Source organism: Roseovarius sp. A46 (assembly GCF_004126395.1).
GTDB classification, from domain to species: Bacteria; Pseudomonadota; Alphaproteobacteria; order Rhodobacterales; family Rhodobacteraceae; genus Roseovarius; species Roseovarius nitratireducens.
In genome coordinates, this window is record NZ_PVWS01000053.1 from 1 (window position 1) to 10,936 (window position 10,936).

General features: G+C 67.2%; 17 protein-coding genes. 8 read left to right on the top strand and 9 right to left on the bottom strand.

Annotated features, from left to right (window positions below):
- Window positions 1–66: 66 nt before the first annotated feature.
- Window positions 67–366, bottom strand: a complete 300-nt coding sequence (locus C6W92_RS16880; protein WP_129435237.1) for a hypothetical protein — start codon at window positions 364–366, stop codon at window positions 67–69.
- A gap of 213 nt (window positions 367–579) precedes the next feature.
- On the opposite strand from C6W92_RS16880, the gene C6W92_RS16885 reads away from it, so the two are divergent.
- On the top strand, window positions 580–1,029 hold the full coding sequence (locus C6W92_RS16885; protein ID WP_129435239.1) for a YqaA family protein: 450 nt from the start codon (window positions 580–582) through the stop codon (window positions 1,027–1,029).
- A 16-nt stretch (window positions 1,030–1,045) separates the two neighbouring features.
- Here C6W92_RS16885 and C6W92_RS16890 read toward each other — a convergent pair whose 3' ends face one another.
- Window positions 1,046–1,444 (bottom strand): cytochrome c, encoded by a 399-nt coding sequence (locus C6W92_RS16890; protein WP_241691202.1) that lies wholly within the window; start codon window positions 1,442–1,444, stop codon window positions 1,046–1,048.
- A 202-nt stretch (window positions 1,445–1,646) separates the two neighbouring features.
- Between C6W92_RS16890 and ispH the strand changes: the two genes are divergently transcribed.
- From ispH to C6W92_RS16915, 5 genes are all read left to right on the top strand, one after another.
- Window positions 1,647–2,597, top strand: a complete 951-nt coding sequence (gene ispH / locus C6W92_RS16895) for a 4-hydroxy-3-methylbut-2-enyl diphosphate reductase (protein WP_129435265.1) — start codon at window positions 1,647–1,649, stop codon at window positions 2,595–2,597.
- Window positions 2,598–2,874: 277 nt separating this feature from the next.
- Complete coding sequence (locus C6W92_RS16900; protein ID WP_129435241.1) at window positions 2,875–3,330, top strand: DUF3429 domain-containing protein; 456 nt, start codon at window positions 2,875–2,877, stop codon at window positions 3,328–3,330.
- A gap of 10 nt (window positions 3,331–3,340) precedes the next feature.
- Window positions 3,341–3,958, top strand: a complete 618-nt coding sequence (locus tag C6W92_RS16905) for a glutathione S-transferase family protein (RefSeq protein ID WP_129435243.1) — start codon at window positions 3,341–3,343, stop codon at window positions 3,956–3,958.
- Window positions 3,951–4,418: a ribonuclease HI gene (gene rnhA, locus C6W92_RS16910; protein ID WP_129435245.1), complete on the top strand. Its 468-nt coding sequence runs from the start codon at window positions 3,951–3,953 to the stop codon at window positions 4,416–4,418. Before C6W92_RS16905 ends, rnhA begins: the two co-directional genes overlap by 8 nt.
- A complete protein-coding gene (locus C6W92_RS16915; RefSeq protein WP_129435247.1) occupies window positions 4,415–5,038 on the top strand; it encodes a trimeric intracellular cation channel family protein in 624 nt (207 codons plus the stop codon). The genes rnhA and C6W92_RS16915 overlap by 4 nt, the downstream gene beginning before the upstream one ends.
- A 3-nt stretch (window positions 5,039–5,041) precedes the next feature.
- On the opposite strand, the gene C6W92_RS16920 is transcribed toward C6W92_RS16915, so the two are convergent.
- Genes C6W92_RS16920 through def (C6W92_RS16940) form a run of 5 tightly spaced genes read right to left on the bottom strand, consistent with a single transcriptional unit; the run spans window position 5,042 to window position 7,509 of the window.
- The gene (locus C6W92_RS16920; RefSeq protein WP_104018468.1) at window positions 5,042–5,281 is read right to left on the bottom strand and encodes a GlsB/YeaQ/YmgE family stress response membrane protein; all 240 of its coding nucleotides are present in this window, start codon (window positions 5,279–5,281) and stop codon (window positions 5,042–5,044) included.
- A 3-nt stretch (window positions 5,282–5,284) separates the two neighbouring features.
- On the bottom strand, window positions 5,285–5,527 hold the full coding sequence (locus C6W92_RS16925; RefSeq protein ID WP_104018467.1) for a hypothetical protein: 243 nt from the start codon (window positions 5,525–5,527) through the stop codon (window positions 5,285–5,287).
- 4 nt (window positions 5,528–5,531) lie between these two features.
- Window positions 5,532–6,440 (bottom strand): methionyl-tRNA formyltransferase, encoded by a 909-nt coding sequence (gene fmt, locus C6W92_RS16930; RefSeq protein ID WP_129435249.1) that lies wholly within the window; start codon window positions 6,438–6,440, stop codon window positions 5,532–5,534.
- Window positions 6,441–6,499: 59 nt separating this feature from the next.
- Window positions 6,500–6,994, bottom strand: a complete 495-nt coding sequence (def, locus tag C6W92_RS16935; protein WP_129435251.1) for a peptide deformylase — start codon at window positions 6,992–6,994, stop codon at window positions 6,500–6,502.
- Window positions 6,991–7,509 carry a peptide deformylase gene (def, locus tag C6W92_RS16940; protein WP_129435253.1) on the bottom strand — a complete coding sequence of 173 codons (519 nt, stop codon included), beginning with the start codon at window positions 7,507–7,509 and terminating at the stop codon, window positions 6,991–6,993. The genes def (C6W92_RS16935) and def (C6W92_RS16940) overlap by 4 nt, the downstream gene beginning before the upstream one ends.
- A gap of 96 nt (window positions 7,510–7,605) precedes the next feature.
- Here def (C6W92_RS16940) and C6W92_RS16945 point away from each other — a divergent pair, with 96 nt between their 5' ends.
- Entirely contained in the window at window positions 7,606–8,778 is a 1,173-nt protein-coding gene (locus C6W92_RS16945; protein WP_129435255.1) for a PatB family C-S lyase, read from the top strand.
- A 13-nt stretch (window positions 8,779–8,791) separates the two neighbouring features.
- On the opposite strand, the gene C6W92_RS16950 is transcribed toward C6W92_RS16945, so the two are convergent.
- Together C6W92_RS16950 and C6W92_RS16955 are read right to left on the bottom strand one after the other, a co-directional pair.
- Window positions 8,792–9,556, bottom strand: a complete 765-nt coding sequence (locus C6W92_RS16950; RefSeq protein WP_129435257.1) for an EcsC family protein — start codon at window positions 9,554–9,556, stop codon at window positions 8,792–8,794.
- 52 nt (window positions 9,557–9,608) lie between these two features.
- Window positions 9,609–10,091 carry an N-acetyltransferase gene (locus C6W92_RS16955; RefSeq protein ID WP_129435259.1) on the bottom strand — a complete coding sequence of 161 codons (483 nt, stop codon included), beginning with the start codon at window positions 10,089–10,091 and terminating at the stop codon, window positions 9,609–9,611.
- A 91-nt stretch (window positions 10,092–10,182) separates the two neighbouring features.
- Between C6W92_RS16955 and C6W92_RS16960 the strand changes: the two genes are divergently transcribed.
- A complete protein-coding gene (locus tag C6W92_RS16960) occupies window positions 10,183–10,785 on the top strand; it encodes a flavin reductase family protein (RefSeq protein ID WP_129435261.1) in 603 nt (200 codons plus the stop codon).
- The last annotated feature ends 151 nt before the right edge of the window (window positions 10,786–10,936 follow it).

Here is a 10,936-nt window from a genome sequence, read left to right on the forward strand (position 1 = left end):
AGAAAAATGAGCCTTCGACCCGGCTGCGGCTCATTTTTCTGAGGGTACGATCATAACACGATTCTTTCACGCTGAAGCAGGTCCGACTGGAAGTCGGAGGGTTTGCTCCAGGGCGTGGATACTGAAATCCCCCGAGGCGAGGCTCTCCACGCCGAAGGCGGACCCTTCCAGGCCCAAAGTCTCGCTCAACGCGCCTGCCGCCGTGCTGCCGTCTCCCGAGGCGAGGCTGTTGTCGCCAAGCGCGACGCTGTCGGCACCAGTTGCTGTCGCACCAGCGCCCAGCGTCTGCGCGGTGGCGGCTGCGGCCCCGAGGCCGATGAACAATGCGGTAAGGGGGACAAGACCGACACGAGATGACTGCGACATGATATTTTACGACTCCATAAAATTACTTTTTGGGCAATAAGAACGCCAAGGCGCGAATATATATGTCTTTATGAGCACCGAATCTTTCCAGATCAACCCGCAATTGGCTTCGCCGGGCGTTCAACTTTCAAGTGCAGCGCTGACACCCGTCTTCGGCTTGGGAACCGTCGCGATCCGGCCTAGGGTGCCCGGCATGATGACACGCGCCTCCGCATGATCCCCGACGCCGCGATGCTCGGACAGTTTGCCGGTCTCTTCGCCGCCGCCTTCGGCGCGGCGACGATCCTGCCGTTCCAGTCCGAAGTGGTATTCGTCGCGCTGCAGGTGGCGGGCAGCGCGCCGGTGGCGTGGCTGGTGGCTGTGGCAAGCCTCGGCAACACGCTGGGCGCGGTGGTCAACTACGTGCTGGGGCGCGGGATCGAGCGGTTCCGCACTCGGCGCTGGTTTCCTGTCAACGCGGCGCAACTGGCGCGCGCGCAGCGCTGGTATGCGCGCTGGGGCGTGTGGACCCTGCTGATGAGCTGGGCGCCTCTGGGCGACGGCTTTACCGTGATCGCGGGGGTGATGCGCACGCCGGTCTGGGTGTTTCTCGTGCTGGTGACCATCGCCAAGACGGCTCGCTACATCGTGCTGGCCTGGCTCACGGTGCAGGCGGGCGGATGACGCGAAAGCAACGGCGCTATCCCCCTGCCTCGACGTTGATCCGGTCGTGTATCGCGATGACGCGGTCGGGCCAGGTAGACTTTATATACGCCAACACTTCGCGCATCTCCGCCTCGGTCAGCGCCCCGGCGTAGCCCGGCATCCGGCTCTGGTAACCCTGCCCCACCACCGCCGCCGTCCCGCGCCGCACGATGTCGAGCAGGACGGCGTCGGGGTGGTGCCAGGTGTGGCCGGTCTGGTCGTGCGGCGGGGCGGGCAGGTAGCCCTCGGCGTCGCGGCTCTGCCAGTCTGGCTCGCCCTGCAGGTCGCGCCCGTGGCAGGTGGCGCAAGTGGCCTCGTAGAGCCGCTCGCCGCGTGCCACCGCATCGGCATCGCGGTATGGCAACACCCCCTCCGCCTGCGCTGCACCAGCCATCGTGCCGAGGGCCAGCCCCACGCGCAGGGCCACCATCCGTTGTCTCGCTCTCATCGGGAGCCTTTCTCTTCGCTGCGATTTTCCCCGCTATCGGCCTCTCCCCCGCTGGAAGGTCAAGCCCGATCGCGGCGCTCGTTCCGCCACCGCCACCCTTTACGCGCGCTGCGTGCTGGCTTATCTCCGGGCCATGCAGGACACCGACATGCCCAAGCCCCCGCTCACCCTCTGGCTCGCCGCCCCCCGCGGCTTTTGCGCCGGTGTGGACCGCGCGATCAAGATCGTGGAAATGGCTCTCGAGAAGTACGGCGCGCCGGTCTACGTGCGCCACGAGATCGTGCACAACAAGTACGTGGTCGATGACCTGCGATCCAAGGGCGCGGTCTTCGTCGAACAGCTTGACGACTGCCCCGTTGACCGCCCGGTGATCTTCTCCGCCCACGGCGTGCCCAAATCCGTCCCCGCCGAGGCCGCCGCGCGCCAGATGCTCTATGTCGATGCCACCTGCCCGCTTGTGTCCAAGGTCCATATCGAGGCCGAGCGCCACCATGAGAACGGCCTCCAGATCGTGATGATCGGCCACGCGGGCCACCCCGAAACGGTGGGCACGATGGGGCAATTGCCACAGGGCGAGGTGCTGCTGGTTGAGACCCCCGCCGACGTGGCCACGCTCGCAGTGCGCGACGAGGCCAAGCTCGCCTTCGTGACGCAGACCACCCTGTCGGTCGATGACACGGCGGAAATCGTCGCCGCCCTTCAGGCGCGCTTTCCGTCCATCATCGGCCCGCACAAGGAAGACATCTGCTACGCCACCACCAACCGGCAGGAAGCAGTCAAGGCGATGGCCGAAAAGGCCGAGGCGATGCTGGTCGTAGGCGCGCCCAACTCATCGAATTCCAGGCGTCTGGTCGAGGTCGGCGCGCGCGCCGGATGCTCCTACGCGCAGCTTGTCCAGCGCGCGACCGATATCGACTGGCGGGCGCTTGAGGGCATCACCTCGGTGGGCGTCACCGCCAGCGCCTCGGCCCCCGAGGTGCTGGTCGAGGAGGTGATCGACGCCTTCCACACCCGCTATGACGTGACCGTGCAGGTGGTCGAGACCGCGCAGGAAAACGTCGAGTTCAAGGTGCCACGGGTGCTGCGCGAGACGGCGTGAAGTTGGTGGCGGGTGCGACGTGTCGGGTAACGCCCCAAGGATCAGCTCGGGCATGACAGCGCGTTGCGGCCGTGAGCATAATGGCCTGGAGCGGACGTTCAGGTCTTGGCGCCCCCGCGCGGAATAGAGGCGCGTTTACGCGCCGCCGCGCAGCGCCCGACCGCTTCAGGCCAGATCCTGACCGTGGCGACCGGCAGAAACATCCCGCTTGACAAACAACACACCACGCCCCCATCCGCCCTTGCCAACCCCGCCCCACCGCGCCAATTTGCGCCCCATGTTCCAGAGAATCCCGCGCGCCCCGCTGATCCTTGGCCTTACCGGCCTCATCCCCTTCCTCTGGGGGGCGCTGACCGTGCTGCTGCCCGATCTAGGCCTGTGGACGGTGCGGGCCATCGGCCCGCGCTTCGCCGGGCCTTATGTCATGCTGTTCTACGGCGCGGTGATCCTGTCGTTCATGTCCGGCGTGCTCTGGGGCTTTGCCAGCAAGGCCACCGGCACCCTCGCCGCCACCGGCTATGCCCTCTCGGTGATCCCCGCGCTTTGGGCGTTCTTCATGACCGGCGGCGGGCCGGTCTCGGCGGGGATGAACCTGATTTTCGGCTTTGCCGGGCTCTTGGCTCTGGACTGGCAATTCGCCCGCTGGGGCCTTGCGCCCGACTGGTGGATGCCGCTACGCCTCCTGCTCAGCGCCGTGGCTATCTCCTGCCTCGGCATCGGCGTTTTCCTCTGAGGCCCACGACATGACCGATCTCACGCTCTATTCCATGCCCTCCTCGGGCAATAGCTACAAGGTGCGGCTGCTGCTGGCGCTCGAGGGGCGCCGCTACCGGCATGTCCCCATCGAGACCAACACCCCCAAACTGGCCGAGGCCAAGGCAGCGGGGCACCTGCCGCTGGGCAAGCTGCCCGCATTGCATCTGCCCGACGGCACGATCCTGACGGAATCGAACGCGATCCTGTGGTACCTTGGCCACAGCACCGGCTGGGTGCCCGAGGGCGCGCTGGCGCAGGCGCAGATGCTCGCCTGGATGTTCTTCGAGCAGAACCGGCACGAGCCGGTCGTTGCCGTGCGCGCCTCGCTCGCCACATATCCGCACCTCGCGCAGGAGGCCACGCCCGAGCGTATGGCCGCCCTGCTCGACGAGGGCCACGCCATCCTCGGGCTGATGGAGGACGCGCTCGACGGCCAGGACTGGTTCTGCGGCCCCTCCCCCACCCTCGCCGATATCGCGCTCTACGCCTATACCCATACGGCGGGCACGCGCGGCGGCTTCGACATGGGTCGGTTCCCGCGCCTCACCGCATGGTGCGCGCGCGTGGCGGCGCTGCCGGGCTACGAGGGGCTGATGGATGGCTGATCTCTTCGCCTATACCGACGGGGCCTGTTCGGGCAATCCCGGCCCCGGCGGCTGGGGTGTGCTGATGCGCGCAATAGAGGGCGACACGATCGTCAAGGAACGCGAGCTTTCGGGCGGTGAGGCCGAGACCACCAACAACCGGATGGAGCTTCTGGCCGCGATCCACGCGCTCGAGACACTCTCGAAGCCCTCGGCCATCACCATTGTCACCGACAGCGGCTATGTTAAGAACGGTGTGACCGGCTGGATTCACGGCTGGAAGAAGAACGGCTGGAAAACCGCCGCGAAAAAGCCCGTGAAGAACGTGGAGTTGTGGCAGCGCCTCGAAGAGGCGCAGAAACGCCACGCCGTGACCTGGGAATGGGTCAAGGGCCACGCAGGCCACCCGGAGAACGAGCGCGCCGACGAACTGGCGCGCGCCGGAATGGCGCCGTTCAAGCCGGGCAAGAACGAGGCATGAGCTACCTCGCGCTCCTCGATTACGCCGCTGTGCTGATTTTCGCACTCACCGGAGCGCTCGTCGCCTCGCGCCAGCAACTCGACATCGTGGGCTTTGCCTTCCTCGCCTGCCTGACGGCGGTGGGCGGCGGCACGCTGCGCGACGTGCTGCTCGACCGCAACCCGGTGTTCTGGATGGGCAACCCGAACTACATCCTTATTGCCTGCGCCGCCGCGCTGTTGGTGTTCTTTACCGCGCACCTGGTCGAAAGCCGCTACCGCTGGCTCCTGTGGCTCGACAGCTTCGCCCTCGCCGTGGCCGTGCCCGCGGGCGTCAGCGCGGCGATGGCGATGAGTCAGACGCAGGTGATCGTGGTGCTGATGGGCATGGTCACCGGCTGCATGGGCGGGCTCATGCGCGACGTGGTGGTGGGCGAGGTGCCGCTGGTCCTGAAACAGGGCGAGCTCTACGTCTCGGCGGCCTTCGCGGGCGCGCTCGGAGCTGTGATCGCGCGCCTCTTTACCAATGACCCGCTGGTGGTCCTCGGTATCTGCGCGGCGCTCACATGGGCCTTGCGCGCGGGTTCGCTCGCCTTCGGCTGGCGGCTGCCGGTCTACCACGCCCGCCCGCCGCACAACTGAGGTTCACCGGCGCTCCAGATACATCCGGTAAAGCCAGATCAGCAGCACCGCCCCCAGCACCGCGCCGATCAGCCCACCAAGAAGCCCCGTCACCGTCAGGATCACCCGGATCAGCACCCCGCCGATCAGCGCCCCGGCGATGCCCAGCAGCACGGTGGGCACCACGCCCGCCTGCATCCCCATCAGCCGGGTGGCGAGAAAGCCCGCCGCGGCACCGATGATGATGAGATAGACCACGCTCATGGCTCACCTCCGCCTGCGCCAATGGGTCGGCACGATGACGAGCGCGCCAACCGACGAGAGGATCGCATCTATCCCGGGCGCGCCAAAACGGATACCGAACATGATGCGGATGAAATAGAACAGGAACGCGCCACCCACGCAGATGATGATCGACGGGATGTACCCGTTGCGCGTGAACCCGCTCCGCTCGCTGGCGTAGCCCACGATGCCTGCGATCACCACCGTGCCGAAGAGTTGCAGGAACATCGCGTCACTCCAGTCGCATCCCAGGGGCAAGCGCCATGCCCCGCAGGAACTCGCCCGTATCCTGCGCCGCGCGCCCGGCGCGTTGCAAGCGCAAAAGCCGCACCGCACCGCGCCCGCAGGCCACCGTCGCGGCATCGTCCAGCACCTCGCCCGGCGCGCCCTGTCCCTCGGCAAGGCACGACCCCAGAAGCTTCACGCGCTCATCGCCGGCCATGCACCACGCGCCGGGAAACGGCGACAGGCCCCGGATCAGCCGATCCACCTCCTCAGCCGGGCGACTCCAGTCCACCCGTGCCTCTGCCTTGTCGATCTTGGCGGCATAGGTGATCCCGTCCTCCGGTTGCGGTTCGGGTTCCAGACCGTCCAGCCGCCCCAGCGCCTCGACGATGAGCCTTGCCCCCAGGGCCGAGAGCCGGTCATGCAAGCCGCCCGCCGTCTCCTGCGACCCGATCGCCAGCCGCTCGCGCAACAGCACCGGTCCGGTATCGAGCCCTGCCTCCATCCGCATGATGCACACGCCGGTCTCGGCATCGCCCGCCATGATCGCACGCTGGATGGGCGCCGCCCCGCGCCAACGCGGCAAAAGACTTGCATGGATGTTGAGACAGCCCGCGCGCGGTGCATCGAGCACCTCCTGCGGCAGGATGAGGCCGTAAGCCACCACCACCGCCACATCCGCCCCGAGCGCGGCAAACTCCGCCTGCTCATTCGCGCCCTTCAGGCTTGCAGGATGGCGCACCGGCAGGCCCAGCGCATCGGCCCGCGCCTGCACCGGGCTTGGCCGGGCCTTCTTGCCCCGTCCGGCAGGGCGGGGCGGCTGGCAATAAACCGCGGCCACCTCGTGCCCCGCCGCCACCAGCGCATCCAGAACCGGCACCGAGAAACCCGGCGTTCCCATGAAGATCACGCGCATGCCGCCCCCTTCATCTTGCCAAAAATATCCAAATCAAGAGCGTTCCATGCATACCGCCCTCAGGTCAGTTTCCGCGCCCGCCTCAACAGTATATCCCGCTTCACACGACCCAGCCGGTCGAAATACATCCGTCCCTGCAAATGGTCGATCTGGTGTTGCACGGATGTTGCCCACAGCCCCACGAAATCGCGCTCCTCCATCGCACCAACGGCATTCAGGTACCGCACCGTCACCGCGCGCGGCCGCTCGATCGTCGCCGAGACGCCGGGAAGGCAGGGGCTGGCCTCCTCGTGGGAGCGCAACTCCACGCTCGCGTGCAGGATCTCGGGGTTGGCCATGCGCACCGCCTGCCCCCGTTTCGTGCTCGCATCCACCACCGCCAGCGCGCGCATCTCGCCCAGTTGCACCGCTGCCAGCCCGACACCCGGCATCGCCTCCATGACCGCGATCATCTCGTCCCAGAGCGCGTGCACCCCGTCGTCGATCTCCGTCACCGGGTCCGCGGCCATACGCAGCCGCCGGTCAGGCCAGCGCAGGACCGCCCGCGCGCTCAAGCGCGCGCCTTCTCTCGCTTGAGCTTGACCATCCGGCGGGTGATCATCTGCCGCCGCATGGCTCCAAGATAGTCAATGAACAGCTTGCCGTTGAGGTGATCGATCTCGTGCTGCACGCACGTCGCCCACAACCCGCCGAAGCCTTCTCGATGCTCGGCCCCGTCGGGATCAATCCAGCGCACCTCCACCTCGGCGGGGCGCGTCACGTCGGCATACTGATCGGGGATCGACAGGCAGCCTTCCTCGTAGGTGTTCATCTCCTCGGAGGACGCCAGCACCTCGGGGTTGATCATCACCAGCGGTCGCGGGGCCTCGCCCTCCTCCTTGACGCAATCGAGCACGATCAATCGCGACAGCACCCCCACCTGTGGCGCGGCGAGCCCGATGCCCGGCGCGTCGTACATGGTCTCGAGCATGTCATCGGCGAGCTTGCGCAGATCGTCGGAAATTTCCGAGACGGGCGCACAGACCTTCTTGAGCCGCGGGTCGGGATGGATGAGGATGGGCCGTTTCATGGCGCTGATTTAGGGGATCGGCGCGCGTTCCGCAACGCCCTTGCAGCCGCCGCGCATTCGGCTAGCCTGCGCCTCGGCAACGAGCAGGAGACAGGCATGGATTTCGACGAGATCATCGACCGGCGCGGCACCGGAGCCACCAAGTGGGACAACATGGAGGCCTATGGCGGCGTCTCCCCCGCTGACGGGATCCCGATGTGGGTGGCCGATATGGATTTCCGGGCCGCCGACGTGTTGCAAGACGCGGTACGAGACCTGCTGGAGAGGGCGAATTACGGCTATTTCACCGGCGACGACGCCATGAACGAAGCCGTCGCATGGTGGATGAACGAGCGCCACGGTTGGGCCGCGGACCCCGCCCACATGTCCAGCACCGCAGGGCTTGGCCATGCCATCGCGCTACTTCTCGAAACCTATACCGATCCCGGCGACGAGGTGATCATCTTTACCCCGGTTTATCACGAGTTTACCCACAAGATCGAGCTGACCGGCCGCGTCGTCCATGAGGCACCGCTCGTGATCCGCGACGGCATCTACCACATGGATATCGACGCGCTCGAGGCCGGGCTGACCGGCAGGGAACGAATGATGCTGATCTCCTCCCCGCACAATCCCGCCGGACGCATCTGGACCGTCGGCGAGCTGCGCGCGCTGGCCGAATTCTGTGACCGGCACGACCTGCTCCTGGTCGCCGATGAAATCCACCATGACCTCATATTTCCGGGCCAGCATTTCACGCCGTTCCTCAATGCGGCCCCCGAGGCGGCAGAGCGCTGCTTTGTCCTCACTGCAGCGTCAAAGACCTTCAACACGGCCGGGGCACGCCTCGGCACGGTCACGATTCCCAATGCCGAGATGCGCAAACGGTTTCGCCGGGCCCTGCTGGAACACCAGACACAGCCCAATCTCCTCGGAGTCGAACTGACGCGCGCGGCCTATTCGCCGCGCGGTGCGGCCTGGGTCGATGACCTGGTCTCCTATCTCGACGGAAACCACCGCCTCTTCCTGGATGGGATCGCACAGATACCGGGGCTCGCGGCGATGCCGATGCAATCCACATACCTGGCATGGATCGACTTTGCCGGGACCGGGATGGACATGGAAGAAGTCCTTCGCAGGGTGCATAACGAGGCGCGCCTCGTGCCATCGGTCGGGGCGGCGTTCGGCACTGGCGGTGAGAGCTTCCTGCGCTTCAACATCGCCATGCCGCGCGCGCGGGTGGCCGAGGCGGCAGAGCGACTGAAGGCGGCTTTCGCGGATTTGCAATAGGGCAAGCGCCGCGTCATCCGCGCGTCACGCGACCCGCCCTCTCGCGGAACGCCGCCACGATCTCACGCGGGTCGCGGTCGGCCTCGATGGCCAGCCGCCGCAGCCCGAAATGCACATGCGCCATGTCCTGGTAATAGCGTGTATAGGCGTAATTCGTGGCCGCCCCCGCCGCCGCGCCCAACAGCGGCACGCTCTGCGCCGCGAGCTTCTGGCCCAGCACCGCCGCCAGCCTCGGCGCCACCCGCGCGATGAGCGCGCGCAGCGCCGCCCCGGTCAGCGTCACGCGCGCCCCGATGAAGCCCAGGTCGCTGCCGTCATCATCGCTGAGCGGCCCGGCGGTGCCGAACACCTCGACCGAGGCGAAGCGCACCCCCGGCTCGGCCGGATCAAACCCGTGCGCGGCGGCCTCGTCCTGGATCGCGCGCAACAGCACCGTCACCGTCACCGGTAGTTCGGCGAGCGCCGTGGGCAAACCTCCCATGCCCCCCGCCGCGCCCATCACCGTAGTCAGCAGCCGCGTGCGTCCCTGCGACATGTCGGGCACCGAGTCGCGCGTGCCATGCGCCGCCTCTGCCGCACCCAGCAACGCGCGTTCCGTCACCGTACCCAGCCGCGCCCGCGCCTCGGCCGGCAGCCGGTCGAGCAGCCCCTCGGCCTGCGCGCCGATGAGGTTGAGCACGTCCATCGCGCCACTGCCTGCACGCGCGTGCCGCGCCACCAGCGCGTCGAGCCGCGCTTCGACCGCCGGTTCTTCGAAGGGCCGTCCAAGGATTTCCATGCCGTCCGCCTCCCAACTCCTGCCAAAGAAATGACGGCGGCCGCACCGGAATTCAAGCTGCGGGCGCCACCGCGCCCGCCACCCCGTCCCACGCACCGGGAGTAAGCGCCAGCCCCAGCACCCGCGCCGGGTTCGTTGGTGGTGGCATCTCGACCTTGTCGAGCCGGGCAAAGCCGAAACGCCCGTAATAGGGCGCGTCGCCCACCAGCATCACCCGCGCCCAGCCAAGCGTGCGCGCGCGCTCGACGCTCTCGCGGATGAGCCAGCCGCCCAACCCCTCGCCCTGATGGGTGGGATGCACCGCCACGGGGCCCAATAGCAGGGCGCGCGCCTCCCCCACCCGCACCGGCCAGTAGCGGATCGCACCCGCGATGATCCCGTCCTCGCGCGCCACGAGGCACAGATCAGCCACCGGCGCCACGCCCTCGCGCAGCCGGTAGGAGGACAGCGCCTCGCGCCCCGGCGCGAAGCACAGGTCATAGAGCGCCTCGACCTCCCACAGATCCTGCGGCCCCTCGGGCCCAAGCTCGACCATGACGCACCGCACCTTTGCGAGAATTGACTGGCACGCCGCGTAGCACGGCGTTACCGCTTGCACAAACCGGATCACCCCCGAAGGAGACTGCATGTTCTACCGCCCCGAGGACGGCCACGGCCTGCCGCACAACCCGTTCAACGCCATCGTCACGCCGCGCCCCATCGGCTGGATCTCCACCCGAGACGCCGAGGGCCGCGACAATCTCGCGCCCTATTCCTTCTTCAACGCGGTGGCCTATGTGCCGCCGCAGGTGATGTTCGCCTCCACCTCGGCCAAGCCCGACCGCGACGGCACAAAGGATAGCGTCGCCAATATCCGGGAAACGGGCGTGTTCTGTGTCAACGTGGTGAGCGAGGCGCTGACCGACGCGATGAACCGCACCTCGGGGCCGTGGGGCCGCGAGGTAGACGAGTTCGCCGATGCCGCGCTGGAAAAGGCAGAGTGCAAGACGGTGGATTGCGCCCGTGTCGCCGCCAGCCCCGCCGCACTCGAATGCCGCCTCACGCAGATCGTCCAGCTTCCCGGCGAGGCGAACTTCGTCGTGTTCGGCGAGGTGACCGGCGTGCACATGGACGATGCCTGCCTCAACGATGGCCGTTTCGACGTCACCCGCTACAACCCGCTCTCGCGGCTGGGCTACATGGATTACGCGGTTGTGCGCGACACGTTCAGCCTCCAGCGGCCAGAATAGGGCGGGCGGGTCTGGCCTGGAGTGGACGTTGATCATCCGACGATGAGCCGCGCAGCGCCCGACCGCCGGGTGGGCGCGGTTCGGTTTGTGCTATGCGATTTATGGCGCAAGATACTTCAATGATCACAGCTATTTGCGACGTCGAGGAGCG

Coding starts and splice junctions, on each gene's coding strand:
- rnhA (WP_129435245.1), top strand. CDS start 3,951: ATGGCTGATCTCTTCGCCTATACCGACGGGGCCTGTTCGGGCAATCCC.
- C6W92_RS16905 (WP_129435243.1), top strand. CDS start 3,341: ATGACCGATCTCACGCTCTATTCCATGCCCTCCTCGGGCAATAGCTAC.
- fmt (WP_129435249.1), bottom strand. CDS start 6,440: ATGCGCGTGATCTTCATGGGAACGCCGGGTTTCTCGGTGCCGGTTCTG.
- C6W92_RS16955 (WP_129435259.1), bottom strand. CDS start 10,091: ATGGTCGAGCTTGGGCCCGAGGGGCCGCAGGATCTGTGGGAGGTCGAG.
- C6W92_RS16945 (WP_129435255.1), top strand. CDS start 7,606: ATGGATTTCGACGAGATCATCGACCGGCGCGGCACCGGAGCCACCAAG.
- ispH (WP_129435265.1), top strand. CDS start 1,647: ATGCCCAAGCCCCCGCTCACCCTCTGGCTCGCCGCCCCCCGCGGCTTT.
- C6W92_RS16920 (WP_104018468.1), bottom strand. CDS start 5,281: ATGAGCGTGGTCTATCTCATCATCATCGGTGCCGCGGCGGGCTTTCTC.
- C6W92_RS16950 (WP_129435257.1), bottom strand. CDS start 9,556: ATGGAAATCCTTGGACGGCCCTTCGAAGAACCGGCGGTCGAAGCGCGG.
- C6W92_RS16915 (WP_129435247.1), top strand. CDS start 4,415: ATGAGCTACCTCGCGCTCCTCGATTACGCCGCTGTGCTGATTTTCGCA.
- C6W92_RS16890 (WP_241691202.1), bottom strand. CDS start 1,444: ATGGCTGGTGCAGCGCAGGCGGAGGGGGTGTTGCCATACCGCGATGCC.
- C6W92_RS16880 (WP_129435237.1), bottom strand. CDS start 366: ATGTCGCAGTCATCTCGTGTCGGTCTTGTCCCCCTTACCGCATTGTTC.
- C6W92_RS16960 (WP_129435261.1), top strand. CDS start 10,183: ATGTTCTACCGCCCCGAGGACGGCCACGGCCTGCCGCACAACCCGTTC.
- C6W92_RS16925 (WP_104018467.1), bottom strand. CDS start 5,527: ATGTTCCTGCAACTCTTCGGCACGGTGGTGATCGCAGGCATCGTGGGC.
- C6W92_RS16885 (WP_129435239.1), top strand. CDS start 580: ATGATCCCCGACGCCGCGATGCTCGGACAGTTTGCCGGTCTCTTCGCC.
- def (WP_129435253.1), bottom strand. CDS start 7,509: ATGAAACGGCCCATCCTCATCCATCCCGACCCGCGGCTCAAGAAGGTC.
- C6W92_RS16900 (WP_129435241.1), top strand. CDS start 2,875: ATGTTCCAGAGAATCCCGCGCGCCCCGCTGATCCTTGGCCTTACCGGC.